This window comes from Bifidobacterium sp., assembly GCF_050874245.1.
Classification (GTDB): Bacteria; Actinomycetota; Actinomycetes; order Actinomycetales; family Bifidobacteriaceae; genus Bifidobacterium.
Genome location: NZ_JBNMKH010000028.1, coordinates 1 through 25,682, shown reverse-complemented (window position 1 = coordinate 25,682; position 25,682 = coordinate 1). Strand labels below are relative to the sequence as shown.

General features: G+C 60.6%; 18 protein-coding genes. 16 read left to right on the top strand and 2 right to left on the bottom strand.

Features of this window, described 5'->3' with window-relative positions; genetic code table 11:
• Positions 1–861 (top strand): aromatic amino acid DMT transporter YddG (gene yddG / locus ACR0P8_RS04635; RefSeq protein ID WP_432624017.1); only part of this gene is annotated, 861 nt, incomplete at its 5' end.
• Positions 862–1,097: 236 nt separating this feature from the next.
• Here yddG and fbaA read toward each other — a convergent pair.
• A complete protein-coding gene (gene fbaA / locus ACR0P8_RS04630) occupies positions 1,098–2,177 on the bottom strand; it encodes a class II fructose-bisphosphate aldolase (RefSeq protein ID WP_432624016.1) in 1,080 nt (359 codons plus the stop codon).
• A gap of 398 nt (positions 2,178–2,575) precedes the next feature.
• Between fbaA and ACR0P8_RS04625 the strand changes: the two genes are divergently transcribed.
• From ACR0P8_RS04625 to ilvC (ACR0P8_RS04555), 15 genes are all read left to right on the top strand, one after another.
• Positions 2,576–3,862 (top strand): adenylosuccinate synthase, encoded by a 1,287-nt coding sequence (locus ACR0P8_RS04625; protein ID WP_432624015.1) that lies wholly within the window; start codon positions 2,576–2,578, stop codon positions 3,860–3,862.
• Positions 3,863–4,003: 141 nt separating this feature from the next.
• Positions 4,004–5,509 carry a ClC family H(+)/Cl(-) exchange transporter gene (locus ACR0P8_RS04620; RefSeq protein ID WP_432624019.1) on the top strand — a complete coding sequence of 502 codons (1,506 nt, stop codon included), beginning with the start codon at positions 4,004–4,006 and terminating at the stop codon, positions 5,507–5,509.
• A gap of 560 nt (positions 5,510–6,069) precedes the next feature.
• On the top strand, positions 6,070–7,623 hold the full coding sequence (locus ACR0P8_RS04615) for a CrcB family protein (protein ID WP_432624014.1): 1,554 nt from the start codon (positions 6,070–6,072) through the stop codon (positions 7,621–7,623).
• On the top strand, positions 7,623–8,009 hold the full coding sequence (locus ACR0P8_RS04610) for a fluoride efflux transporter FluC (protein WP_432624013.1): 387 nt from the start codon (positions 7,623–7,625) through the stop codon (positions 8,007–8,009). The genes ACR0P8_RS04615 and ACR0P8_RS04610 overlap by 1 nt, the downstream gene beginning before the upstream one ends.
• Before the next feature lie 198 nt (positions 8,010–8,207).
• Complete coding sequence (locus ACR0P8_RS04605) at positions 8,208–9,632, top strand: ABC transporter permease subunit (RefSeq protein WP_432624012.1); 1,425 nt, start codon at positions 8,208–8,210, stop codon at positions 9,630–9,632.
• Between the two features lie 5 nt (positions 9,633–9,637).
• Positions 9,638–10,621 (top strand): branched-chain amino acid ABC transporter permease, encoded by a 984-nt coding sequence (locus ACR0P8_RS04600; protein WP_432624011.1) that lies wholly within the window; start codon positions 9,638–9,640, stop codon positions 10,619–10,621.
• Positions 10,614–11,612, top strand: a complete 999-nt coding sequence (locus ACR0P8_RS04595; RefSeq protein WP_432624010.1) for an ABC transporter ATP-binding protein — start codon at positions 10,614–10,616, stop codon at positions 11,610–11,612. Before ACR0P8_RS04600 ends, ACR0P8_RS04595 begins: the two co-directional genes overlap by 8 nt.
• A gap of 49 nt (positions 11,613–11,661) precedes the next feature.
• Positions 11,662–12,573, top strand: a complete 912-nt coding sequence (locus tag ACR0P8_RS04590) for an ABC transporter ATP-binding protein (protein ID WP_432624018.1) — start codon at positions 11,662–11,664, stop codon at positions 12,571–12,573.
• A 252-nt stretch (positions 12,574–12,825) separates the two neighbouring features.
• A complete protein-coding gene (locus tag ACR0P8_RS04585; RefSeq protein WP_432624009.1) occupies positions 12,826–14,106 on the top strand; it encodes an ABC transporter substrate-binding protein in 1,281 nt (426 codons plus the stop codon).
• A 265-nt stretch (positions 14,107–14,371) separates the two neighbouring features.
• Positions 14,372–15,670, top strand: coding sequence for an ABC transporter substrate-binding protein (locus ACR0P8_RS04580; protein WP_432624008.1), 1,299 nt, complete (start codon positions 14,372–14,374; stop codon positions 15,668–15,670).
• A 367-nt stretch (positions 15,671–16,037) separates the two neighbouring features.
• Positions 16,038–17,123 carry a LacI family DNA-binding transcriptional regulator gene (locus tag ACR0P8_RS04575; RefSeq protein ID WP_432624007.1) on the top strand — a complete coding sequence of 362 codons (1,086 nt, stop codon included), beginning with the start codon at positions 16,038–16,040 and terminating at the stop codon, positions 17,121–17,123.
• A 492-nt stretch (positions 17,124–17,615) separates the two neighbouring features.
• The gene (gene gtfA, locus ACR0P8_RS04570) at positions 17,616–19,130 is read left to right on the top strand and encodes a sucrose phosphorylase (protein ID WP_308747648.1); all 1,515 of its coding nucleotides are present in this window, start codon (positions 17,616–17,618) and stop codon (positions 19,128–19,130) included.
• Between the two features lie 229 nt (positions 19,131–19,359).
• Complete coding sequence (locus ACR0P8_RS04565; protein ID WP_432624006.1) at positions 19,360–21,012, top strand: MFS transporter; 1,653 nt, start codon at positions 19,360–19,362, stop codon at positions 21,010–21,012.
• 468 nt (positions 21,013–21,480) lie between these two features.
• Positions 21,481–22,830, top strand: coding sequence for an MFS transporter (locus ACR0P8_RS04560; protein WP_432624005.1), 1,350 nt, complete (start codon positions 21,481–21,483; stop codon positions 22,828–22,830).
• 372 nt (positions 22,831–23,202) lie between these two features.
• The gene (gene ilvC, locus ACR0P8_RS04555) at positions 23,203–24,255 is read left to right on the top strand and encodes a ketol-acid reductoisomerase (protein WP_432624004.1); all 1,053 of its coding nucleotides are present in this window, start codon (positions 23,203–23,205) and stop codon (positions 24,253–24,255) included.
• Between the two features lie 479 nt (positions 24,256–24,734).
• Here the strand turns inward: ilvC (ACR0P8_RS04555) and ilvC (ACR0P8_RS04550) are convergent.
• Positions 24,735–25,682 (bottom strand): ketol-acid reductoisomerase (gene ilvC, locus ACR0P8_RS04550; RefSeq protein ID WP_432624003.1); only part of this gene is annotated, 948 nt, incomplete at its 5' end.

Genomic DNA, 25,682 nt, shown 5'->3' with positions numbered 1-25,682 from the left:
GGCCTTGCCGCGATCGTGCTGTGGGGATTCATGGCTGGCCTCGTTCGCCTCGTTTCCGAATCATTCGGTGCCACTCTCGGATCGGCGCTCATCTATACCGTCGGTGGCGTGTTACTGTTCATCGTACGTCGCCCGAAGCCGATCAGTCAGGCGCCACGCAAATATCTCATCCTCGGCGGCGCCATGTTCATCGCGTACGAATCGTCGATTTCGCTGGCAATCGGTCTGGCCACAACGAACGCGCAATCCGTGGAAGTCAGCCTCGTCAACTACCTGTGGCCGACGTTGCTTGTGCTGATGACCGCCGCCATGTCACGTAAACACGGTGCGGTCATCAAGGCGATTCCGGGAGCGGTCGTCGCCACCGTCGGTGTGGCGATGGCGGTCGGCGGTGAGACCCTGAATGTGCAGGAAGCGGTCTCCAATATCGCCAGCAACCCCCTACCATACGTGCTAGCACTTGCCGGCGCCTTTATCTGGGCGATTTACGCGAGCACGACGCCGTCGATGTCCGACGGATACGACGGGACGACGATTTTCTTCTGCTGTGTCGCCGTCGTGCTGTGGATTATCCATTTCGTTTCGGGCGACGGTCTGCCTGCGACGGCTCCCGGCATCGGCGGATATGTGGCTCTGCTGGCGTGCGCTCTTTCGATTGCCGGAGGCTACGCTTGCTGGGGGTATGGCATGCTTTACGGCAGTATGGAGACGTTGGCGATCGGCTCGTATGCGACCCCGATTTTTTCCACGGCATCCAGCACGTTGTTGCTGGGCGTGGCGTTGGGTATGCCGTTCTGGATTGGTGTGGCGCTCGTTGTGACTGGCTCGTTGATTAACGTGTGGTTTTCGCGACGTTCCTGAGCTTTCGATTCGTTCCGCCCGATTTCGCGTGTCCGATTCTGCAGAAACGGACACACAAGCGTATGAAAAAGGTGCTCGCGTGTCCAATTCGCCAGAATCGGACACGCGAGCACCGTACCTGCGCCGTATGCGCCGTGCAAATGCCATGCAGCCATGTCGACATCGCAAGTGTCACAAGAAAAGCGGCATGGAATCCCGCAGCCGCACTTCGCGTGGATAAAACGAGACCCAGAAACCTACTTCAACGCGCGCCCGGCTGAACCCAGCTGCTGGCACGCCTCAACCACGCGCGAGGCCATCGCAGTCTCGGCCTCACGTCCCCACGAACGCGGGTCGTACAGCTTCTTGTTGCCAACCTCGCCGTCGATCTTTAAAACCGCATCGTAATTGCGGAACATGTGTCCGGCGATCGCACGCGAGAACGCATACTGCGTATCCGTGTCAATGTTCATCTTGACCACGCCGTAGCTCACCGCCTCCGCGATTTCGGCAGGCGTGGACCCGGAGCCGCCGTGGAATACCAGAGGGAACGGCTTGCCTTCCGGCATATCGCGCAGCACATCGGAACCGGTGGTCGAGCCGGCCAATCGCCCGTCATGCGCCGCGTTCCAAACTTCCGTCTGGATGTCGCGTAGCAGTTTCGGACGCAACTGCACGACGCCCGGCTTGTACGCGCCATGCACGTTGCCGAACGTGAACGCCGCCATATAGCGACCGCGCTCGCCCAATCCCAGTCGTTCCGCCACGCGCACACCGTCGGCGGGCGTGGAGTACAGTTTCTCATTGATTTCCGCGGAATGGCCGTCCTCTTCGCCGCCGACCGCGCCGATTTCGATTTCCAGCACGGTGTGCGCCTTCACCGACTTGTCGAGCAATTCCTCGGCGATGTCGAGATTCTCCTCCAGCGGTACGGTGGAGCCGTCCCACATGTGCGATTGGAACGTCGGCTCCTCGCCGCGACTTACCTGCTCCGCCTCGTGCGCGAGCAGTGGCCGAACCCACTCGTCCAGATACTGTTTGGCGCAGTGGTCGGTGTGCAGTGCGACGGTGATGTGCGGATAGCGCGCAGCCACTTCGTGTGCGAACGCGGCGAATGCGAGCGACCCGACCACGCGATCGTTCACGCTTTGGCCGGAAAAGTAGGCCGATCCGCCTACGGACACCTGGATGATGCCGTCGGATTCCGCTTCGGCGAAGCCCTGCAGCGCGGCGTTCAGCGTCTGCGTGCTCGTCACGTTGATTGCAGGATAGGCGTATCCGCCACGGCGCGCGGCATCCAGCATCTCGGCATAACGTTCAGGTGTTGCGATAGTCATGCCTCCATTATGCCGCTGTTGCGTGACGCGACGGGTGGTCGGGTTGCGCGGTGTGGTTTGGGATTCGGACGATTCCGTGGTCCTCTGTGGTCTTTCCATAGCCGCGTGTCCGTTTCTGCAGAATCGGACACGCGAAGTGCGTTCGTGGGTATTTTGAATGTCCGTTTCTGCAGAATCGGACACTCGTGGTGTGGGAATGGTGGGGGAGTGATGCGGGCATCTGCATAGCGTGACCCGACCGAGCACGTGTGGCACGGTCCGTCTTGTCGGCTTCGCATGGTTCGGTTTCGCATGGTTCGGCTCCGCACCGCCTGCCGCCGCAATTCCGCCACTGCGCAGTAGAGGGCTCACGGTACGCTGTTTTCGGCGGAAACAAGGCGACATCGTGGAGGTGTGTTATGCCGGGAATCGTGTTGATTGGCGCTCAGTGGGGCGACGAAGGCAAAGGTAAGGCGACCGATCTGATCGGTACCAAGGTCGACTACGTGGCACGTTTCAACGGCGGCAACAATGCCGGCCATACCGTGGTGGTCGGTGACGAATCGTACGCGCTGCATTTGCTGCCTTCCGGCATCATCAGCCCGACGACGACCCCCGTGATCGGCAATGGCGTGGTGGTCGACCCGGAAGTGCTGTTTGAGGAGATCGACGGTCTTGAAAGCCGTGGCGTGGACTGCTCCCGACTGCTGGTGAGCGAAAGTGCGCATATCATCGCCCCGTATCACCGCGTGCTCGACAAGGTGACCGAGCGCTTCCTAGGCAAGCACAAGATCGGCACCACCGGCCGTGGCATCGGCCCAGCGTACGCCGACAAGATCAACCGTGTGGGCATCCGCGTGCACGACCTGTTCAATGCGGACCATCTGCATGACAAGGTCGAGGCCAGCCTGCATCAGAAGAACCAGATGCTCGTCAAGCTGTACAACCGTCGTCCGATTGACGTGGACGAAACCACCGACGAGCTGCTCAAGCTGGGCGAACGCCTCAAGCCGTACGTGGCCAACACGTCGCTGGTGCTCAACAAGGCGCTCGACGAGGGCAAGACCGTGCTGTTCGAAGGCGGCCAGGCCACCATGCTTGACGTGGATCACGGCACCTATCCGTTCGTGACTTCTTCCAACCCGACCGCCGGCGGCGCCTGCACCGGCACCGGCGTCGGTCCGACCAAGATCAACCGTGTGATCGGCGTTGCCAAGGCGTATGTGACCCGCGTGGGCGAAGGCCCGTTCCCGACCGAGCAGTTCGGTGAGGAAGGCGATTGGCTGCGCGCCCAGGGCCACGAGTATGGCGTGACCACCGGCCGTCCGCGTCGTTGCGGCTGGTTCGATGCGGTCGTCAATCGTTATGCGGCTCAGGTCAACGGCCTGACCGACATCGTGCTCACCAAGCTCGACGTGCTCACCGGCCTGAAGGAGATTCCGCTGTGCGTGGCATATGACGTCAACGGCGAACGTCGTGACGATATGCCGACCGACCAGGCCGAATTCACCGTCGCGAAGCCGATTTACGAGTCCATGCCGGGCTGGTCCGAGGATATTTCCCAGGTCCACGATTTCAACGACCTGCCGAAGACCTGCCAGGATTACGTCAAGCGTCTCGAGGAGCTGTCCGGCTGCCGTATTTCCGTGATCGGCACCGGCCCGCAGCGCGACCACATCATCCAGATTCATTCGCTGATTGACTAAGCGTTTGTGACTAGACGTTGCGCCTCGGCTGAACGTTATGACTGAAGGTTGTGACTGAGCGCTGTGCCCCGACTGAACGTTGTGCCCCCGACCTCATCCATTGACAAGCTGGTTCCTCGATTCGACCATCTGAAATGGAAGATGGCGGGGGCCGGCGTCGTTGTAGGGCTGATTTCCGGTTTCCTTGTCGTCGCCTACCGTCTCGGCATCGAATACGGCACCGAAACCGCCCGCTGGGTGTATGCGCGGATTCGCGAAACCCCTTGGCTCGTCGCGCCATGGGCGCTGGCCGCGGTATTGGCCGCGTTAGCGATCGCATGGATGGTCAAAAAAGAGCCGATGGCCGGCGGCAGCGGCATTCCGCAGACCAACGGCGTGGTGATGCGCGGTCTGAAAATGCGATGGCAGACGATTCTTCCGGTGCGTTTCGTCGGCGGTCTGCTCGGTTCGCTGTTCGGACTGTCGCTTGGCCGCGAAGGCCCGTCCATTCAGATTGGAGCTTCGGGCGCTCAGTTTCTTTCCCACCGGCTGCGTGGCGGGAAGCGCGAGGATGTGCAGGAGCACTATCTGGTCACCGCCGGCGCCGCCGCTGGTCTTTCCGCTGCGTTCAGTGCTCCACTGTCCGGCATGATGTTCGCTTTGGAGGGGGTGCATCGCAGTTTCTCTCCTGCGATTCTGATGGGAGCCACCGCCGCGTCGCTCACCGCCGATTTCGTGTCGAAATACTGTTTCGGCCTACGTCCCGTGCTTGATTTCGGCGATATCGGCCAGCTTCCGCTTGACGAGTATGTGTGGCTGATTCCGTTGGGATTGGTGGCCGGTCTGGTCGGTTCGCTGATGAACCGTTCGCTGCTTGGATTCCAGACGTTGTATGGCAGGTTGCCTGCGTGGAGCCGTCCGATGATCGCGATCGCGATCGCGTTGCCGGTCGGCATTTGGCTGCCTGACGTGCTTGGCGGCGGATCGAACCTGATTGACATGGCCGAGCATGCGCGTATCGGGCTGGGCATGCTGTGCCTGCTGTTTCTGGTCAAGGTGCTGTTCACGTCCACGAGCTTCGGCTCAGGTGCGCCCGGAGGTATTTTCATGCCGATTCTCGCGGTCGGATCGCTCGCCGGCGGCATCTGCGGCCAGGCGTTGCGCCAGCTGGGTTGGCTGCCGTCCGGTTCCGTGGCGATTTTCGCGGTGTGCGTGATGACCGGCACGCTGTCGGCGTCCGTGAAAACTCCAATCACTTCGATTCTGTTGGCCGTGGAAATGTCCGGCACGTTGACGCACATGCTGCCGGTCGCGGCCGTCGCGTTCATCGCATTGCTGGTTTCCGATCTGCTCCGTACGAAACCGATTTACGGCGAACTGCTGGACCGGTACATACGTGCGCAAGGCGGCACGACGGCGGTCGTCAGCCATGTGGATCGCGGCATTATGGAGCTTCCGCTGGAAATGGGGGCGATCGCGGACGGCAAGCTGGTGCGTGACGTGCGATGGCCGTCCGGCTGCCTGCTTATCGGCCTGCGCCGAGGAGAACGGCAGATGGTGCCACGCGTCGATACGCGGCTGCGTGCGGGCGATTATCTGGTCGTGCTGTTCAGCGGTGAGAATGAAAGCGACGCACGGCTCGCGATGCGCGCCCTGTGCGATGCGTGATTTTGCTTGATTGTGACCTTGTGGTGTGTGTGATTTTGCTCGATCGTGACCTTGTGGCGCTGACGCTCGGTCTGCTGGCGTCCCTCAACGTTCCAGTGGCTCTCAGCCTTATTGCCTCGTTGCGTCCCAACCCACCTATTATCCCGAATGTCCGATTCTGGAGAATCGGACGCGTGAGGTCATATGCGGGTTGCCTGAATGTCCGATTCTGCCGATTCGGACATTCGTCGTGTAGTTTGTAAGGCCTAAGTGTCCATTTCTCCAGAATCGAACACATGGGGTAGCAGATGCGTTGCCTGAATGTCCGATTCTGGAGAAAAGGACATATGGGGTACAGGTTTTGGAGTCTGCGTGTCCGTTTCTGCCGAATCGGACACTCGGTGTGTGTTTTGCGGGGCTTAAGTGTCCGATTCTCCAGAATCGGACATTCAGGGTGGGCGGGTTGAGCCAACGTGTAAACTTGTCTGGGTTAGGAAGGCGGCAACTGCGGCCAGCTCGTTGTTGCACGGCCTCTGGGCGGAACAACGCTGTCCGCCGCATGGCCAATACAGGGGAGCGTAATGGAATCGCAAAAACGGCAAACGGAGGACGGCCCAGTGGAGGTGAACGCGGGCACGGAACCGAATCCCGCTACGCAATCGATCGACATCAAAGAAGTGGCTCATGCGGGCGTCCGCCCATCCGGTGCTGCCGCGTCGAAGAATCCGCCTCAGATTCCGCTTGCGCCGATGAAACGCGTGCAGGCGCGGTTTAATCCGCTCGCCGACATGGTGATGTATGTCGTGGTGTTCGCCGGTGGTTTCTTCGGCGTCGGCTGCCGGCGCGTTTTGGACATGCTGATGCCGTCCATCGGCGGAACGCCGTTCGTTGTGGGCACGTTCGTTTCGAATATGGTCGCCTGTTTTCTGTTTGCGATGCTGGTCGAATACATGGCGACCGCGTCGTGGCTTCGTCGCAGGGTGCGTCAAGTCGTCAGCCGCGGTGTGGGGCTGGGCTTCCTTGGTGGTCTTTCGACGATGTCCGGCGTGATGTTGGAAACCATGGAAGGACTGCATGAACAGCGATTCGCGGCTGCGTTTGGCTATCTCGCGGCAAGTTTCGTATGCGGTTTGATTGCGTCGGCCGCCGGTATGGCGCTGATGCGGGTCGTGACGTCGCATGGCACCCGCAAGCGGGTTCGTGCCGCGCTTGCCAGTGCTTCTGTGTCCGATTCTGGAGAATCGGACATTCACAGTAACGTCCGGCAGTCTCAGATGTCCGATTCTCCAGAATCGGACACTCAGGGTGGGCATGGCGTGCGCCATGTGAAAGTGGCGGATGCTGCGCATTCCGCTGCGCAGGCGGCTCTTGAGGCGGCACAGACCGCTCAGCAGGCCGCGCAGATTGCTCAGCAGGCCGCGCAGACCGGACAGGTGCCGCAGGTCACGGCGGTTGCCGGCGATTCCACGCAGGGCACGCGGTTCCCCCAATCCGCAGATGACATGTCAATTACGCCGATTCGATTCGATTCATTCAACCAGGCCGAATCATCTCGTACAGATTCCTTGGCGAATACGGAACTTCCATCCGTTACGCACGCCGATTCAGTTCAGCAGCAGGTTTCACGTGATGTTTCACGGGATATCCTCCGATTGCCGGTTCCGCAATTGGATATCCCGCAACTATCGGTTCCGCAGCTGCAGGGCTTGTCGTCATCGCCGTCACAATCGCAATCGTCATCGCGTCTGCAATCACAGGCTTCGAGCGAGCCGCAACCGATGGCGCATGACAGCCAAACGGCTCCTCAGCGGGCCGACCTGCTACAGTCTGAACAGTCCAAACAGCCGGAATGGTTCGCACGACCTGAACAACCAGCACAATCCGAACGGTCCGCGTATTCCGAAAAGCCTGCACAGTCCGAGCGTCCCGTGCAACCTCAACAAATACCGCAACCTCAGCAAACGCCGCACTCCCAACAAACACCGCAATCCGAGCAACCCGCGCAGCCCCACCAACCCAGCCAGCCTGCCCCGTCGCAATCGCAGCAAACCGACAATCCGCCGAGCTTCGAGCCCAAACCGATCACCGCGCAGATTCCGCTCGTCGCCGATCCGATCACAGGGGAGGTGCGCTGATGATATGGATGATCTGCCTGTTCGGCGGCATCGGAGCCATGGCCCGCTACGTGCTTGACGTGTCGATTCAACGCAGCTGGAACCGCGCCGGCAAGCACGGTTTCCCGCTGGCCACGCTCGTCATCAACGGCGTCGCCTCCCTGTGCGCGGGCATTGCCATGATGTCGTACTACTCCCAATCCGTGGATATGGAAACGGTCATGACGTTCGTCGTGGGATTCCTCGGCGGATTCTCCACCTTTTCCACGGCGCTCAACGAGGTGCTGTCGCTGATTCGCAAACGTCGCTTCGCCATGGCCGCGGGCTACGGCGCCGCCACGGTTTTGGTGCCTCTGGCCTGCGTTGCGATTGGTTTCGGCATCGCATTGTTGGGCGGGCGCTCGTAGCGCACGTATAGCGCACGCATAGCTCGCGCATGGCGTTACGTACAGTAGCCGCCTAGCAAACGTCCAGTAGCCGCACGGCAGATGCGCGTAATTTTCGCGTTACACAGACGGTCTCGGGTAACGTGAAAGAAATCTGAGTGCAACCGCATACGCTGTTTCCTCTCCTACGTTGTGAAGACAACAAGAGAGGAAAAACCAATGACAGCCGTAACGTATTCCATACGGCATCGTCGATCGGGAATCGCCATGATATACGCGTTTTTTGCCGTTCTCTCGATGCTTTTCATACTTCCCTCCTCCACTGCGTTCGCTGCCGATTCCGGTGCGAAGGCCGTGAACGAATGCAATCCGACCGCCAGCAACGGCTGTGTCAACGGCATCCTGCAGGACGCCGACAAGAAGCCGATCGCGGACGTCACCATCAAACTGTCCGGCAAGGAAACGGCGGAGACCAAGACCACGGCCGATGGCAAATGGGCTTTCTCCGTTGCCGATGACGGCGACTACACCGTCACCATCGACGATTCCGTCGCACAAGAACACGGCTTGAAGGCCAGCAGCGCGACGGTGACGATCAAGAAAGCCAGCTTCGACAAGCAACGCGGCGTCGTCCGATTCGACCAAGCCAGTGATTCCGCCGCTTCCGCCGCGTCCGGTTCGGCAAATGGCGATAAGACCACGTCCAGTACGGCCGGTTCGACGGCCGCCACGCCATCGCCAGCCAGGAAAAGCAGTTCCAACATCGGCAAACGCATCTGGCAGCAGCTGTATTCCGGCATAATCTTCGGCCTGATGCTGGGACTTATGTCAGTCGGCATGAACCTCGTGTACGGCACCACCGGACTGCAGTCCTTCTCCCATGGCGAGCAGGTAACGCTCGGCGGCCTTATGGCGTACGTCGGCACGCAGATGATGCACATGCCGCTGGTCGTCTCCGCCATCTTCGCCATCGCCATCGGCGCGCTGACAGGTTTCATCCAAAACGAAATCGTCTGGGGGCCGCTGCGCAGACGCCACGTCGGCACCATGCAGCAGATGATCGTCACCATCGGCCTGTCCATGGCGTTGCAATACACATTCCAATTCTTCTTCGGCGGCGACATCAAAGGCATCGTCAAATCAGTGCCGGACAGTTTCCAGCTCGGACCGATCACCACCGACATGCCGACGCTGCTGTCCGCACTCATCGCCATCTGCGTGATTGTCGGCGTCACCCTGTTCCTCTACAAGACACGACTTGGCCGCGCCACACGAGCGGTCTCCGACAATGCGGCGCTCGCCGCGGCATCCGGCATTAACGTGGACCAGGTGGTCCGTGTGGTCTGGATCCTCTCGTGCGCGATGGCCGCCCTGTCGGGCGTGCTGCTCGGCGTCTACCTGAACGGCATCTCCTGGAACACCGGCGCGACCCTGATCCTGCTGATGTTCGCCGCGGTGACGCTTGGCGGCCTCGGCACGGCCAACGGCGCGTTGATCGGTTCGCTGGTCATCGGCATCGTGGCGGACATGAGCTCGCTCGTCATTCCCAACGATATGCGTTACGCCAGCGCGCTGGCAATCCTCATCATCGTTCTGCTGGTGCGCCCGCAGGGCATCTTCGGAAAGCAACAAAGGGTGGGCTGATCCATATGGACATCATGACAATCATCTCCAACGCGGCGGGCGAGCTCATCGCCCCCACCACGGCGGCATACGTGCTCGCCGCCATCGGCTTGAACATCCACTTCGGCATGACGGGCCTGATGAACATGGGCCAGGCCGGATTCATGCTCCTCGGCGCCTACGGGTTCGCCATCACGCAGTCGATGGGCTGCAACCTGTTCGCATCGGTGTGCGCGGCGCTCGCGCTCGCGGTTATCTACGCGCTGCTGCTCGGTATACCGACGTTGAAACTCGGCCCCGATTATCTGGCCATGGTCACGTTGGCCGCCGCGGAAATCATCCGCATCATCGGCAGGTCGACGGCCATGACGAAGATCACGGGCGGTTCCGCCGGCATCTCGCCACAGGACTTCACCGGAAAATTCGAATCGCTGTCCCCGCTGCCGGACGGCTCGACCACGTTCCTGCTGTGGACGTACAGCAACAACATCGCCAATTCCTGGTGGCTTCGCATCGTGGCCTGGGTTTTGGTGGCGATTGTGGCGCTGCTGTGCTGGCGTTGGTTCCATTCGCCGTGGGGCCGCATGCTCAAGGGCATTCGAGAGGACGAGAATGCGATTCGCTCGCTCGGCAAGCCGGTAACGAAGTACAAGATGGAATCGCTGATTCTGGGTGGCCTGTTTGGCGCGATCGCGGGCATCATCTTCGTTCTGCCGCGTTCCGTGCAGCCAGATTCGCTTGGTCGTACCGTCACCTTCTATGTGTGGACGATTCTGCTGTTGGGCGGCGCGGCCACGATTCTCGGACCGGTGCTCGGCTCCTGCGTGCTGTGGGTGCTGCTCACCTTCGTCAAGGAGGTCATGCGCAACACCGTTCCCGAAACCCTCATCTCTTCCAACCAGATCGAAGCCCTCGGCTGGGTGATCGTCGGCGTGGCGCTGATGTGCCTGGTGATTTTCAGACCGCAAGGCCTGTTGGGCGACCGAAAGGAGTTGGCTTTCCATGCCTGATACAACGAATACTCCGACCACCGTGCAGCGCCCATCCGGAGTGCAGCCGGGAGTGCCGTTCCAAGACCTGACCAAATGGGCCACCAAAGCGCCGGAAGGTGAGACCCTGATCTCCACCGCCTATCGGGACAAAGTCACCGATGATCTGAAATTCGTGGAGAACAAGCCGGGCGTGCACAAACCCGACCCGATTCTGGTGGCCGACAACGTGACCCGCAAATTCGGCGGCATGACCGCCGTGGACGTCAGCCACTTCGAAATCGAACGCCACGGCATCACCGCGTTGATCGGACCGAACGGCGCCGGCAAAACCACGTTCTTTAATCTGATGACCGGTTTCGATACGCCGAACACCGGCACATGGCAGTTCGACGGCAAGGACATGGCCCACGTGCAGCCTGAGAAAGTGGCGCGCATGGGCATGGTGCGCACGTTCCAGCTGACCAAGGTGATGAGCCGGCTGACCGTGTTGGACAACATGCTGCTCGGTGCCCCCGTGCAGCCGGGCGAAGGCATGTTCCGCGCGCTGTTCCCCGGTATGTGGAAGAAGCAGGAGCAGGCGAACATCGAAAAGGCGGAGGCGTTGCTGGAACGGTTCCTGCTGATCAAAAAGAAGGACGATTATGCGGGCGCGCTTTCCGGCGGCCAACGCAAGTTGCTGGAAATGGCCCGTGCGCTGATGTCGGATCCGCAGCTGGTCATGCTGGACGAGCCGATGGCCGGCGTCAACCCGGCGTTGAAGCAATCGCTACTCGACCACATCATGGCGCTGCGAGAGGAAGGCACCACGGTGCTGTTCGTGGAGCACGACATCAACATGGTTCGCCATATCGCCGACTGGGTCACCGTGATGGCCGAAGGCAAGATTGTGGCCGAAGGACAGCCGAAGAGCGTGATGAATGATCCGGCAGTGATCGATGCGTATCTGGGTGCGCACGCCAATGTGGATTTGGGTGACGATTCCGTGCTGGAAGATTTGAAGGAGGCTTGAGATGGGTGACAAGGCAAGCGTGGCTGGTGTGGCTGGGGGTGCGGCTGGCATGGCCATTCCGGCAGCGGGTTTGTCCGATTCTCCAGAATCGGACGTTCGGACGGTACATTCGGTGGCTCACGTGTCCGATTCTGCCGAATCGGACATTCAAGGGGCTGGAGAGCAAAGGGCCGGGGAGCGGCCGTTGACTCGCGCGCAAATCCATGTGGGCGAGCCTGCCGGCGAACCGCTGCTTGACGCGGTGGACCTGGTGGCCGGCTACATTCCCGGCGTGAACATCCTCAACGGAGCCTCCCTGACCCTGCACGAAGGCGAGATCGTCGGCATCATCGGTCCGAACGGCGCCGGTAAGTCAACACTGCTCAAATCCTTGTTCGGCCTGGTTCGCATCCATTCCGGCAAGCTTCTGCTCAAGGGTGAGGACATCACCAACCTGCGCGCCGACAAGCTCGTCTCCCGTGGCGTCGGCTTCGTGCCCCAGACCGAAAACGTCTTCCCCAGCCTGACCATTGCGGAAAACATGCACATGGGCGCATTCCAGGCGCCGAAACTGTTCGATGAGCGTTTCGACTACGTGTGTTCCATCTTCCCCAAGCTCGGCCAGCGCAAGAACCAGCTCGCAGGCCAGCTTTCCGGCGGCGAACGACAGATGGTGGCCATGGCCCGCGCGCTCATGATGAAACCTTCCGTCCTGTTGCTCGACGAGCCTTCCGCCGGCCTGTCCCCGATGCTGCAGGATGAGACTTTCATTCGCGTGCGCCAGGTCAATAAGGCAGGCGTCTCCGTGGTCATCGTCGAACAGAACGCCCGCCGATGCCTGCAGATTTGCGATCGCGGCTATGTCCTCGACCAAGGCCGCAACGCGTATTCCGGCAAAGGACGCGATTTGATGAACGATCCGAAGGTCGTTTCTTTGTACTTGGGCAACCTGGAAGAAGAGGTCCAGGAGGAAGGCAGGTAAAGGGTCGCGTTCGCCGTCGACGGGGCACCCCCGAAGGGAATGCCTCGCCGGCGGTTCCTCCATGCCTGAAAACGGGTGCAAATCCTTGTGTTTCCAACAGTTTTCGGGCTTCATCTTTGATTAACTTCACGCATACACGATCGGTTTTCTCGCCGCTTATAGTGCGATTCAAGATATTCGAGCAACCTATCTCGATGATCGTCACCAAGGGCTCGGCAGCAAGCGGAGCCAAGAGAGGAAACGGTGATTCAAATGAAGAGCATAAGAAAGATCGGCGTCGCGGCCACCGCCATGGTGGCGGCCGCTGTCATGGCGCTCGCCGGCTGCGGTTCGTCCAGTTCGTCGGAAGGATCGTCAAGCGGTTCGGGATCGTCTTCCGGTGCCAAGACCACCAAATTCGTGCTTGGCGGTCTGTGGCCGGAAACCGGCTCTCTGGCCTATCTGGCCCCGCCTGAACTGGCCGCCGAAAAGCTGGCCGTTAAGGATATCAACGATGCGGGCGGCGTGCTTGACAACAAAGTCACCACCGTGGACGCCGACACGTCCGATGCGGACCATGCCGACCAGAACACATCCGCCACCCAATCCGTGCTGAGCAAGAACCCGTCGTTCATCATCGGTCCGGCTTCCAGCTCCGTAGTCAAGAACACCTATAAATCCATCACTTCGCAAGGTGTTCCGATGCTGTCGATGGGAGCCACTTCCGCCAGTTTCTCCGGCCTCAACGACTACTTCTTCCGTACCGTCGCCCCCGATACCGTGCAGGGCGCCGTCCTGGGCAGCCTGATCGCCCAGGATGGCGTGCAGAAGCTCGCCGTCGCGGTCTTCAACGACGAATACGGTACCGGCCTGCGTGACACGATCGTCAAAACCGCCAGCGACGCGGGCGTCGACATCGTCTATGGCGAGAAGGATACCTTCGATCCGACCGAAACAAACTTCTCCTCAATCGCCACCGCCATCAAGGCGTCCAATCCGGACGCGACGCTCGTCATCGCCTTCGACCAGACCGAGCCGCTGCTGAAGGCGCTCGCCTCAGCCGGAGTGGACATGCATAAGCTGTACTTCGTCGACGGCAACACCTCCGACTACTCCTCCGATTTCGATGCCGGCCTGCTCAAGGGATCCAAGGGCACCATCCCGGGCGTCAACCCATCCGACGAGTTCGTCAAGCGCCTCGAATCCACCGGCGTGGACCTGAAGAACACCACCACATACGCCGCCGAGACCTATGACGGCATCATCCTCGCCGCACTCGCCGCGCAGAAGGGCGGCAGTGCCGACGGCAAGACCATCCAAGCCAACATGGCGGCCGTCTCCGGTTCCACCAAGGGCGAGAAGTGCGATTCGTACAAGGCCTGCCTCGCCTTGCTGAAGGACGGCAAGGATATCCAATACCAAGGCCAGACCGGCATCGGCCCGTTCAACAAGAACAACGATCCGAGCTCGGCCAACATCGGCATCTACACCTTCGACGGCAACAACAAACCGGTGTTCGACCACACCCAGTCCGGTGATGTGCCGTCCGAGTGATGCGATATCCGGCGCAATGCGGCTGCCGTCCGTAGTGGCTGCCGTCATATCGGTCGCCGTCTGCATCGGTCGACAACCATACCGACAGCCGCATAGCGCATAACCCCATCGTTGCGCAAACCCATAGCGCATAACCAAACCGCGGGAATCCACCAATCCAGCCAAAAGCTGCTCGAGCGCTTTCCCGCGGTTTTCCGTATCCGGGCACGTATTCGCGTTCGAACCGCACCGAGCGGCGAGATCGCAGCAAAGAGAGGAGCTTACGATGCGTGCATTCACTTCCAAGAAGGATTCGAATACAACGATTATTACGATCACCGCAGCCGTTGCGGCATTGACGATGATGATGGCCGGCTGCGGTTCGTCCGGCACGGCCACCGGGTCCTCGTCCGATTCGGCTTCCAGCGGATCGTCCAAGTCGTCCGGCACATTCATGGCGGCCGGCCTGTTTCCCCTGACCGGTTCCATGGCCTATCTGGGACCGGCCAACATCGCCACCATGAAGCTCGCGCAGAAGGACATCAACGCGGCCGGCGGCGTGCTCGGCAAGGACATCGAAATCACCTCCGCCGACACGTCGGACGCCGACCATGCCGACCAGAACACCTCGTCCGCGCAGTCGGTGCTCGCCAAGAACCCCTCCGTCGTGGTCGGTCCTCCATCCAGCTCCGTGGTCAAGAACACCTACAAGCAGGTCACCTCCGCCAAAGTGCCGATGATTTCCTCGGGAGCCACATCCACGGCCTTCTCCGGCCTCAACGACTACTTCTTCCGCACCATCCCGCCGGATACCGTGCAAGGCGCGGTCCTCGGCCAGATCATCGCCCAGGACGGCGTGAAAAACCTCGCCGTCGCGGTCTTCAACGACGAATACGGCACATCCTTGCGTGACGTGGTCGTCAAAACCGTGGAGGACGCCGGCGTGAAGGTGGTTTACGGCGAGAAGGATACCTTCGACCCGACCGAGACGAACTTCTCCTCGATGGTCACCGCCATCAAGGCTACCAATCCGGACGCGGTGCTCGTCATCGCCTTCGATCAGACCGTGCCACTCGTCAAGGAGCTCGCGGCCCAAGGCATTGACACCCACAAGCTGTACATGACCGACGGCAACACCGTCGACCATTCCTCCGATTTCGAAGCGGGTCTACTCAAAGGCTCCACCGGCACCATTCCGGGAGCCCACCCGACCGAGGAATTCCAGAAGAACGTCAAATCCTTCAATGCCAAGGTCACCGACTTCACCTACACCGCCGAAACCTACGACGCCATCGTGCTGGCCGCGCTCGCCGCGCAGAAGGGAGGAGCCACGGATGGCGCAACCGTGCAGAAGAACCTCATGGCTGTCTCCGGCTCCACCAAGGGCGAGAAGTGCGATTCGTACAAGGCCTGCCTCGCCTTGCTGAAGGACGGCAAGGATATCCAATACCAAGGCCAGACTTCCATCGGCGCGTTCAACGACGCGCATGACCCAAGCTCGGCCTCCATCGGCGTCTACAAATACGATGCGGACAACAAGCCAGTCTTCGACCATTCCCAGGAAGGCTCCGTGCCGAAGGTCTGATTTGCCTGATTGAAGTGCCTGCTTGTCTGGTGGATTTGCCTGATTTGCCTGATTGAAGGAACGGCATATCGATGTGGGCGAAGCGATGGAAAGGGTGGTGCGGTGCAAGCGGTAATCGCAAGCGTCGCACCACCCTTTCGTGTGTGGCCGATCGTATACGGAAGCCGGATGCAACCAATCGTATACGACCGGCGTGTGGACATGATGGCCTCCCGAATACGATGGCATTCGATGGAAGAGCGCAGCGTGTTTTTGCGATGGTTTTTGAAGAAAGGAAACGCGATTTCCATGTCGAACTGTTCGACTTTTGCTAAAGTGGGGTGCGTCAATTTTGTTTATGTCGGCATGCGAAAAAAGGGGCGAAACAATGGTTGGCATGCGTGATGTGGCGAAGAAGGCCGGGGTGTCGCTGAGCACCGTCTCATTGGTGGTCAACAAGACGGGATACGTGTCCGACGACATGCGCTCGCGGGTGAAGACGGCCATGAAGGAACTCAACTACGTGCCCAATGAGCTGGCGCGCAATCTGTACAAGAATCGAACGAACCTGGTCGGCGTGATCGTGCCGACCATCCGTCACCCGTTCTTCTCCACCCTTACCGCGCATCTGCAGCATGAGCTCGCCGCCCATGGACTGCGCACCATGCTGTGCTCCACGGCCGACGCGGAGAACGGCGAAGCCGAATACGTCGACATGCTGCGCCGTCGCATGATGGACGGCATCATCGTCTGCTCGCACACCACGCATCCGAACGACTACTGGACGTCCATCGACAGGCCGGTCGTCGCGTTCGACCGCGTGCTGGGGGACGGCATCGCGTCAATCGGTTCCGACCATGAACAGGGCGGCCGTCTGATGGCGCACATGTTGGTCCACACCGGTGCCCGACATGTGGTGATGATCGGCGGACCACGTGAGCAGTTCTTCGATTTGGCGGCGCAAAGTGGCGGCGAATTGGACGATTTCGACCTGCACAAGACGACGTTTCCCACAATCCGCTATTACCTCACGCTGGAGCAGGAGCTCAAGGCGGCCGGCGTGCGGTACGAGTATGTCGAAGCCGGAAACGTGCAGGATTTCCAGGGATACAAGGATGCGGTGAACGATGTGCTCAACCGTATGCAGCCGGACGGCATCGACGCCGTGGTCAGCTCCGACATCGGCGCCGCGCTGTGTGTGCGGGAGGCGTTGCGTCGGAGCATTTCGATTCCGCAAGACCTGCAGGTGATCGCGTACGACGGCACGTATCTGACCGATCTGGCCGGCATAAGGATGACCGCCGTGGCGCAGGATTTCGAGAAGATCGCGCAGGTCGCAGTCGGACACATCGTCCGTGCGATCGCGCAGAGCGGTGAAGGTGGGTCGGTGGCGCAACGGGAGGATGGGCGCAAGCCGTACGAGCCGAGCGTGCTCATCCCCGTGACCCTCAAGCTGGGTGACACCACCCGCTAGTCCTTCAGCGCTAGTAGCGCTAGTCCTTTAGCTGGTCAACTAGCCATAGCTAGTCGTGGCCAGTCATGGCCAGTCGCCTGCGGAATAGCCGCCGCGCTTCCTCATGCCTTTCACGTGCCTCTGTCTGTCTTTCGCATGCCTTTCGTATGCCGTCTGAGTGTCCGATTCTGCAGAATCGGACACTCGGCGTATGTTTGCGATGCTTCGTTTGTCCGATTCTGGAGAATCGGACACTCGGGCGATGGTGGGATGCGTTGGATGGGGTGGTTGCGTTCGAACCGGTTCGACACGCCCGGATGAGGGTTGCGGTTTTGGTGCGAAGAGGTTTGTTGCGGTAATATCGAACCGGTTCGATGCAACAATGAGCGAACTTCGGATACGTTACCCAACTCGTCAGGAAACGTCAGGAAACGTCCAACTCGCCCGGAAGCGAGAGCCCGGGAACGGAAGCCCAGGTTCGTTCAGAATAGAAACGGAGCCAAAGGAGGTCCCATGAAAAACAAGGTGCAGCTCATCACCTACGCCAACCGTCTCGGCGACGGAACCCTCAAATCCATGACCGAAATCCTGCGCACTCGTTTCGACGGCGTGTACGACGGCGTGCATATCCTGCCGTTCTTCACCCCGTTCGACGGCGCCGACGCGGGCTTCGACCCAATCGACCACACCAAGGTCGACCCGCGCCTCGGCAGCTGGGACGACGTGGCCGAACTCTCCAAGACCCACGACATCATGGTCGACGCCATCGTCAACCACATGAGCTGGCAGTCCAAGCAGTTCCAGGACGTGCTCGCCAAGGGCGAGGAATCCGAGTACTATCCGATGTTCCTCACCATGAGCTCCGTCTTCCCGAACGGCGCCACTGAAGAGGATCTGGCCGGCATCTACCGCCCGCGCCCGGGCCTGCCGTTCACCCACTACAAGTTCGCCGGCAAGACCCGTCTGGTCTGGGTCAGCTTCACCCCGCAGCAGGTGGACATCGACACCGATTCCGACAAGGGCTGGGAATACCTCATGTCCATCTTCGACCAGATGGCCGCCTCCCATGTCAGCTACATCCGCCTCGATGCCGTCGGCTATGGTGCCAAGGAAGCCGGCACCAGCTGCTTCATGACCCCGAAGACCTTCAAGCTCATCTCCCGTCTGCGCGAGGAAGGCATGAAGCGCGGCCTGGAGATCCTCATCGAAGTGCACTCCTACTACAAGAAGCAGGTCGAGATCGCATCCAAGGTCGACCGCGTCTACGACTTCGCCCTGCCGCCGCTGCTCCTGCACGCGCTGAGCACCGGCCACGTCGAGCCCGTCGCCCACTGGACCGACATCCGTCCGAACAATGCCGTCACCGTGCTCGATACGCACGACGGCATCGGCGTGATCGACATCGGCTCCGACCAGCTCGACCGCTCGCTCAAGGGTCTCGTGCCGGACGAGGATGTAGACAACCTGGTCAACACCATCCACGCCAACACCCACGGCGAATCCCAGGCGGCAACCGGCGCGGCGGCATCCAACCTTGACCTCTACCAGGTCAACAGCACCTACTATTCGGCGCTCGGATGCAACGACCAGCACTACATCGCAGCCCGCGCCGTGCAGTTCTTCCTGCCGGGCGTGCCGCAGGTCTACTACGTGGGCGCGCTCGCCGGCCGCAATGACATGGAGCTGCTGCGCAAGACCAACAACGGCCGTGACATCAACCGCCACTACTACTCCACCGAGGAGATCGACGAGAACCTCAAGCGTCCGGTGGTCAAGGCCCTCAACGCCCTAGCCAAGTTCCGCAACGAGCTCGACGCCTTCGACGGCACGTTCTCGTACACCACCGACGGCGACGATTCCATCAGCTTCACCTGGCGCGGCGCCACCACGCAGGCCACGCTGACCTTCGAACCGAAGCGCGGTCTGGGCGTCGAGAACACCACACCGGTCGCCACGCTGGAATGGGAGGACGCAGCCGGCGCCCACCGTTCCGACGACCTGATCGCCAATCCGCCGGTCGCCGCCTGACGCCTGTTTTTCTTGCGATTGCGCGCCGTCCGTTCCATAGCCGTCTGCCGTACCGGCGGCGGTGGCTGGACGTGTTGCTATCGTAAGTTGCGTTGACGAATCGCCCGAATGCGCTGTCGCAGTGCGTTCGGGCATTTTTTGTATGCATTGCGATTCGGATACGTGCGTAGCATGGTATGCGCATGACCCGCATGTGAGATGAAGCAGAAAAGCTAAGAAAACAGCAGATATGACCGAAGACAATCAGAATAACGAATTCAAGCCGCAACCGCTGCCCGGCCAGGTGTTCATCCGCCCCGGCATCGACGATCGTCCCGATTATGAGAAGACCCTGACTCCCGAAGCGAAGGCGGCCATGCGCCGGCTGTCGGTGCAGCAGCACCCGCGTGTGCCGGAAGCCTCCAACGAGCGTCCCGAAACGCAGGTCGCGCGCATCGCCGCAGAAGGTGGCGCGCCTCTCACCGCCGCCGCGCATCTCGATGCGGCCGTGCCGAACCTCGAATCGTCCTTCCTTGACCTGCGCGACCCGATGACCGCGCCGGACGGCACTAAGCCAACCAAATCGCAAGCCAACCGTCTTACTGCCGGTTTCGCGCTCGGCTCGATGCTGTTCAACGTGCCGCTCGCGGCGCTCAACACCGTGCTCATGCCGCAATTCGTCTGCCGTCTCACTGCCGTCGACGGCACTAGCGGACTGACCCCGGCCAACGGCCTGAACAGCTCGTGCAACCTTGCTCTGCTTACCATCGCGGGCTTCGTGCTGACGTTTGTGATGAACGCGGTGATCGCGGTGGCATCCGACCATTCCTACTGCCGCTTCGGCCGCCGTACGCCGTGGATCATCGGCGGCAGCGTGCTTACGGCGGCTGCGGTAGCCATCATGGCCACCGCCGAAATTCTTCCACTGGCCGTGTTCTTCTGGCTGCTCGCGCAGATTGGCTATGCGATGGTCGCCATACCGTTCGCCGCCGCGTTCGGCGAACGCATTCCCGACAAATTCCGCGACCGCGCCGATTCGTGGCGTGGTAAAGGGCAGGCGTTCGGCGAAATGGTCGGCGTCATCGCTGCCGTGGCTGCCACATGGAACCTCGACGGCCTCGACTGGAGCGTCGGCACCACACGCACGGCCATCGTGGACTGTGCATGGGGCTTCCTCGTTGCGGCCATCGTCACATTGCTGATCCTGCCGTTCGAATCGTCCAGCAGCTATTTGCCCCGCCGAAGCGTGAAGCGGAGCGACTACTTCTCGCAATACCGCCCTCCGAAGGACGCGCCGAAGTTTTACGTGGCGTTTGTGGCCCGCATGCTGGGCGTCGCCGCCACCGTCGGCATCACCGTATTCCAATGGTATATGGCGCAATTCGGACTCGATAAAGCCTCCGTCGATAGCCGTTTCCTCGGCTTCCATGGCGCTGGTGCGGTTGTTGTGGCGATGGCCGTCTGCACGTTTGTCGGCGCGCTGGCCGCCGCGCTACTGCTCGGCCGCATCGCTCGCGCCGTTGACGATCTGCGTATGCCAGCCGTCGCATCCTGCGTGCTGTTCGCTGTCGCAGCCGTCCTGCCGTTGCTGATTGACGACCATATGCTGGCGATCGCGCTGTACGCGTTGCTGGCCGGTTTTGCGTACGTCGTGTTTGATAGCACCAGCCAGAGCCTGGAATTGGCGATTCTGCCGGACGTGCGTTCCGTCGGACGTTCACTGGCCGCCTACGGAGTGGCCAATACGATCGGCGCATTGCTCGGCGTCGCCGTCTGCGCGGCCGTCATCATCGCGACGGGCGCCTATCTGCCGATGTTCGCCGTGGCCGCGATCGCCATGCTGCTTGCCGCCGTTCTGACGCTGCCGCTGAAAAATGACGGAACGTCAATCGAAAACGATTGAAAAACGGCGGAAAATAGCCTGAAAGGCGATTCGAAAAACAATTCAGGCAGGCGTGTCCACATAGTGAACCTTTGGTAGATGGGGGAGGTGGACACGCCTACTTTTAAGGCTTAGTTCGAGCGGAAATCCCGCCGAGCGAAAGACTTTGCGAAAGGAGGTCCGCCAAGATGAACGGAATGGTTGCGCGCGTACTGCTGTCCGCACGAATTATTATTCCGCTTTCGTTGGCGGACTGATTCGAGCATAGCGGCTTCAATCCCTCGCCAACGAAGGCAGGGTTTGAGGCGCGCGTAACACACACGTTGATGGCCCTGCATGATGCGGGGCCTTTTTTGTTGCAGCCCACAAGGCAGACGCAACGGAAACCTTTGAAGCCGGCCGGCATAGCGCATAACAGAAAAACATACAAACAACATCGTTATCGGCGGAAGTTGGGAGCCGGTAACAGGACGTACAGGGAGTACATCAATGAGTGCAGTCGAAGCGGCCGCTGGCAAGGCGCAGGCGATGGTACGCGATTCGGTGAAGACCGTGATCGCGGCATCCATGGTCGGCACCGCCATCGAGTTCTACGACTTTTACGCATACGGCACCGCCGCTGCGAATTATTTCCCGAAGGTGTTCTTCGGAGACACCACCAATCCGACCGTCGCGCTGCTGGCCAGCCTGCTGACCTTCGCCATCGCGTTCATCGCCCGTCCGCTGGGCTCTCTGGTGTTCGGCCACTTCGGCGACCGTATGGGCCGCAAAACCACGCTGGTGGTCTCCCTGCTCACCATGGGCATCGCCACCTTCCTGATCGGCTGCCTGCCGACCTACAACCAGTGGGGTGTCGCGGCCGTCGCCGTGCTGTGCCTGTGCCGCTTCGTTCAGGGCATCGGCCTGGGTGGCGAATGGTCCGGCGCCGCGCTGGTGGCTACCGAGAACGCTCCGGAGGACAAGCGCGCGCTGTACGGCTCCTTCCCGGAGCTGGGCGCCCCGATCGGCTTCTTCCTGTCGAACGGCACCTACTTCCTGCTGGAGACCTTCAACGACAATGACGCGATGCTCGCTTGGGGATGGCGTGTGCCGTTCCTGCTGTCCGCCATCCTCGTGATCGTCGGCCTCGTCGTCCGCGTCCAGATGGAGGAGACCCCGATCTTCCGTATGGCCCAGGAGCAGAAGAAGGTCGTCAAGTCCCCGCTTACCGAAGTGTTCAAGAAGAGCTGGAAGGAAGTCATCCAGGCCACGTTCTTGGTGGCTGTCACTTACACGCTGTTCTACACGCTGGCAACCTGGTCCCTCGCTTGGGGCACCAAGACCGTCGAGCAGGGCGGTGGCGGCCTGGGCTTCAGCAACCAGGAGTATCTGCTCATGCTGATGGTTGCCGTCTGCGTGTTCGCTGCATTCATTGTGATTTCCTGCGTGAACGCCGACAAGTTCGGTCGCAAGCGCGTGATCGTCATCTCCTCCTGCTGCCTCATCGCTTTCGCACTGCTCTTCCCGTTCCTGCTTGATCCGGCGGTCGTCGGCCAGCGCAACTTCGTCACCAACCTGCTGTTCCTGTGCATCGGCTTCGCTCTGATGGGCACCGCGTTCGGTCCGATCGGCGCCTTCCTGCCGGAACTGTTCGACGCGAACGTGCGTTACTCCGGATCCGGCATCGGCTACAACCTGGCCGCCATCGTCGGCGCGGCTTTCGTGCCGACCATCGCCACCTGGCTGTCCCACCACTGGGGCGTGCATTCCGTTGGCCTGTACCTCGGCGTGATGGCCCTGTGCTGCCTTATCGCAGTGCTGAGCTGCAAGGAGACTAAGGACGTTGATTTCACCAAGTGAAATCAACGGCAGATACCTGCCCTCACTCAGCTGCCGCTTCGTTCAGGCGTCGCCTATCGGCAGTCCACTGGACTGCCGTCTTGACGGCTCCGTTCACCAAGTGAAATCGGTGGCTGGGTTCGACAGCCCTACAGAAAATCGTTTGACGCGAACATAACCACTATGTGAACGCCAACAAGCAACATAAAGAAAGCGGGACTAAAACAGTTCCGCAGGAGATGCGGGGTGGTTCCTCGGACACAATCCGGGGGGAGTAAACTCCTAGGAGCCACGGCCCGCCGCGACAACCGAAAAAAGAATAAGAAAACGCGAGTTTGTTCGGGAAAGCAAAATCCCGAATCGCAATAAAAGAAAAATAAAGGAGCGCCTATTATGGCAGCAACTATCTGGTACGAGAAGGACGCCGATCTGTCCGTGTTCGATGGCAAGAAGGTCGCCATCCTCGGTTACGGTTCCCAGGGTCATGCCCATGCGCTGAACCTGCGCGATTCCGGTGTCGACGTCGTCGTCGGCCTGCGTCCGACCTCCAAGTCCGTGGAATACGCCAAGGAGCAGGGCCTGGAAGTCAAGTCCGTCGCCGACGCCGTTGCCGAGGCTGACGTTGTGATGATTCTGCTGCCTGATCAGTACCAGGCCGCCGTGTACAAGAAGGACATCGAGCCGAACCTGAAGCCGGGCGCAGCTCTGGCCTTCGCTCACGGCTTCAACATCCACTACGGCTACATCAAGCCGTCCGAGGATCACCCGGTCTTCATGGTCGCTCCGAAGGGCCCGGGCCACATCGTTCGTCGTGAGTACGCCGCTGGCCGTGGCGTCCCGGTCGTCGTGGCTGTCGAGCAGGATCCGGATGGCAAGACCTGGCCGCTGTGCCTGGCTTACGCCAAGGCTCTGGGTGCCCTGCGTGCAGGCGCCATCAAGACCACCTTCACCGAGGAGACCGAGACCGATCTGTTCGGCGAGCAGGACGTGCTCATGGGCGGCATCAACCACCTGTGCGACATGGGCTTCGACGTGCTGACCGAGGCTGGCTACCAGCCGGAGATCGCCTACTTCGAGGTGTTCCACGAGCTGAAGATGCTGGTTGACCTGGCTAACGAAGGTGGCCTGAACAAGGCTCGTTGGTCCTGCTCCGACACCGCTCAGTACGGCGATTACACCTCCACCGTGATCACCGAGGAGACCAAGAAGCGCATGCAGTATCAGCTCAAGCGCATCCAGGACGGCTCCTTCGCCAAGGAGTTCATGGATGACCAGGCCGCTGGCGCTCCGAAGTTCAAGAAGCTGCAGGAAGAGTACAGCCACCCGCACCTGGAGACCGTTGGCCCGAAGCTGCGCGCCATGTTCTCCTGGAACAACCAGGTGGACGCCGATGCCGATATGGCCGAGTCCTTCAACGGCAAGATCGCTCGTACCCAGGTTCAGTGAGATTGCCTGATTCCGAGCTGAGAGCCGGAATCTGAAGCTTTAAGACCGTCGCCCGATTCGTTCGGACGGCGGTCTTTTGCGTTTGCGTGATCATCTCTCTTGGTTTCTCTGGTTGGTCTGCTTGCTTGGCTCGTCTGGTTGGTTTGCTTGGTCTGTCTGCTTGGCTCAAATGGTGACTGGCTGACCATATCTTTGACCTGTGCCGCACATTCGGCATTTAACGCGATGAATCGAGGTTTTTCGAGTATGGGGTGCGATTTCCTTTATTTTCCACCGATTTGGTACCCTCTTGCATGCGTCGGCTGGGGATTGGCGGCGAGAAATGGGTTTTTCGCGTACGGGGGCATGATCTCGTAGGGCATGCGAAATCGCACTGAAAGCCTTGAAAGAAAATAGCGGAAGGCCGCCACCCACGAACGGGGTGACGGCCTTCCGATGGCTGGATTTATCGGAACCGGTTCCCGAGCCCAGAGAACCACTCAGCCGCGGGCGATCTTGCCGGTGAAGGTGGCCATATCGGCGTCCTCGTCCTGGCCGTTGTTCCAGGAGAACATGGCGCGCAGCTTCGGGCCGACGGTCTCGATGCGGACGTTGGAGTACTCCTCCTGCAGGGCCTTGAACTTCGGTGCGCCGGCATCCTGATCCTCGATGAACTCCTTGGCGAAGGAGCCGTCCTGGATGCGCTTCAGGTGGTATTCCATGCGCTCACGCACGTGCTCGTCGATGCAGGTGTTGGTGTAGTCGCCGTACTGGGCGGTGTCGGAGCAGGACCAACGGTCCTTGTTCAGGCCGCCTTCGTTCATCAGGTCGACGATCATCTTCAGCTCGTGGCACACCTCGAAGTAGGCGATCTCCGGCTGGTAGCCGGCGTCGGTGAGGACCTCGAAGCCCATTTCGACGAGCTTGTTTACGCCGCCCATGAGCACGTTCTGCTCGCCGAACAGATCGGTTTCGGTCTCTTCCTTGAAGGTGGTCTTGATGGCGCCGGCGCGCAGTGCGCCGAGGGCCTTGGCGTAGGCGAGGGTGATGGCCCAAGCGTCACCGCGCGGGTCCTGCTCGACAGCCACGACGACCGGGACGCCACGGCCGTTGGCGTACTCACGACGCACGATGTGGCCCGGGCCCTTCGGAGCGACCATGAAGACCGGGTGGTCCTCGGTCGGCTTGATGTAGCCGTAGTGGATGTTGAAGCCATGAGCGAAGGCGACAGCGGCTCCCGGCTTGATGTTCGGCTCAATATCGTTGGCCCAGATGGTGCGCTGATACTGATCCGGAGCCAGAATCATGATGATGTCGGCTTCAGCGGCGGCTTCCGGAACGGACTTGACTTCCAGACCCTGCTCCTTGGCGTGCTCGACAGACTTGGAGGTCGGGCGCAGGCCGACGACGACGTCGACGCCGGAATCGCGCAGGTTCAGCGCATGGGC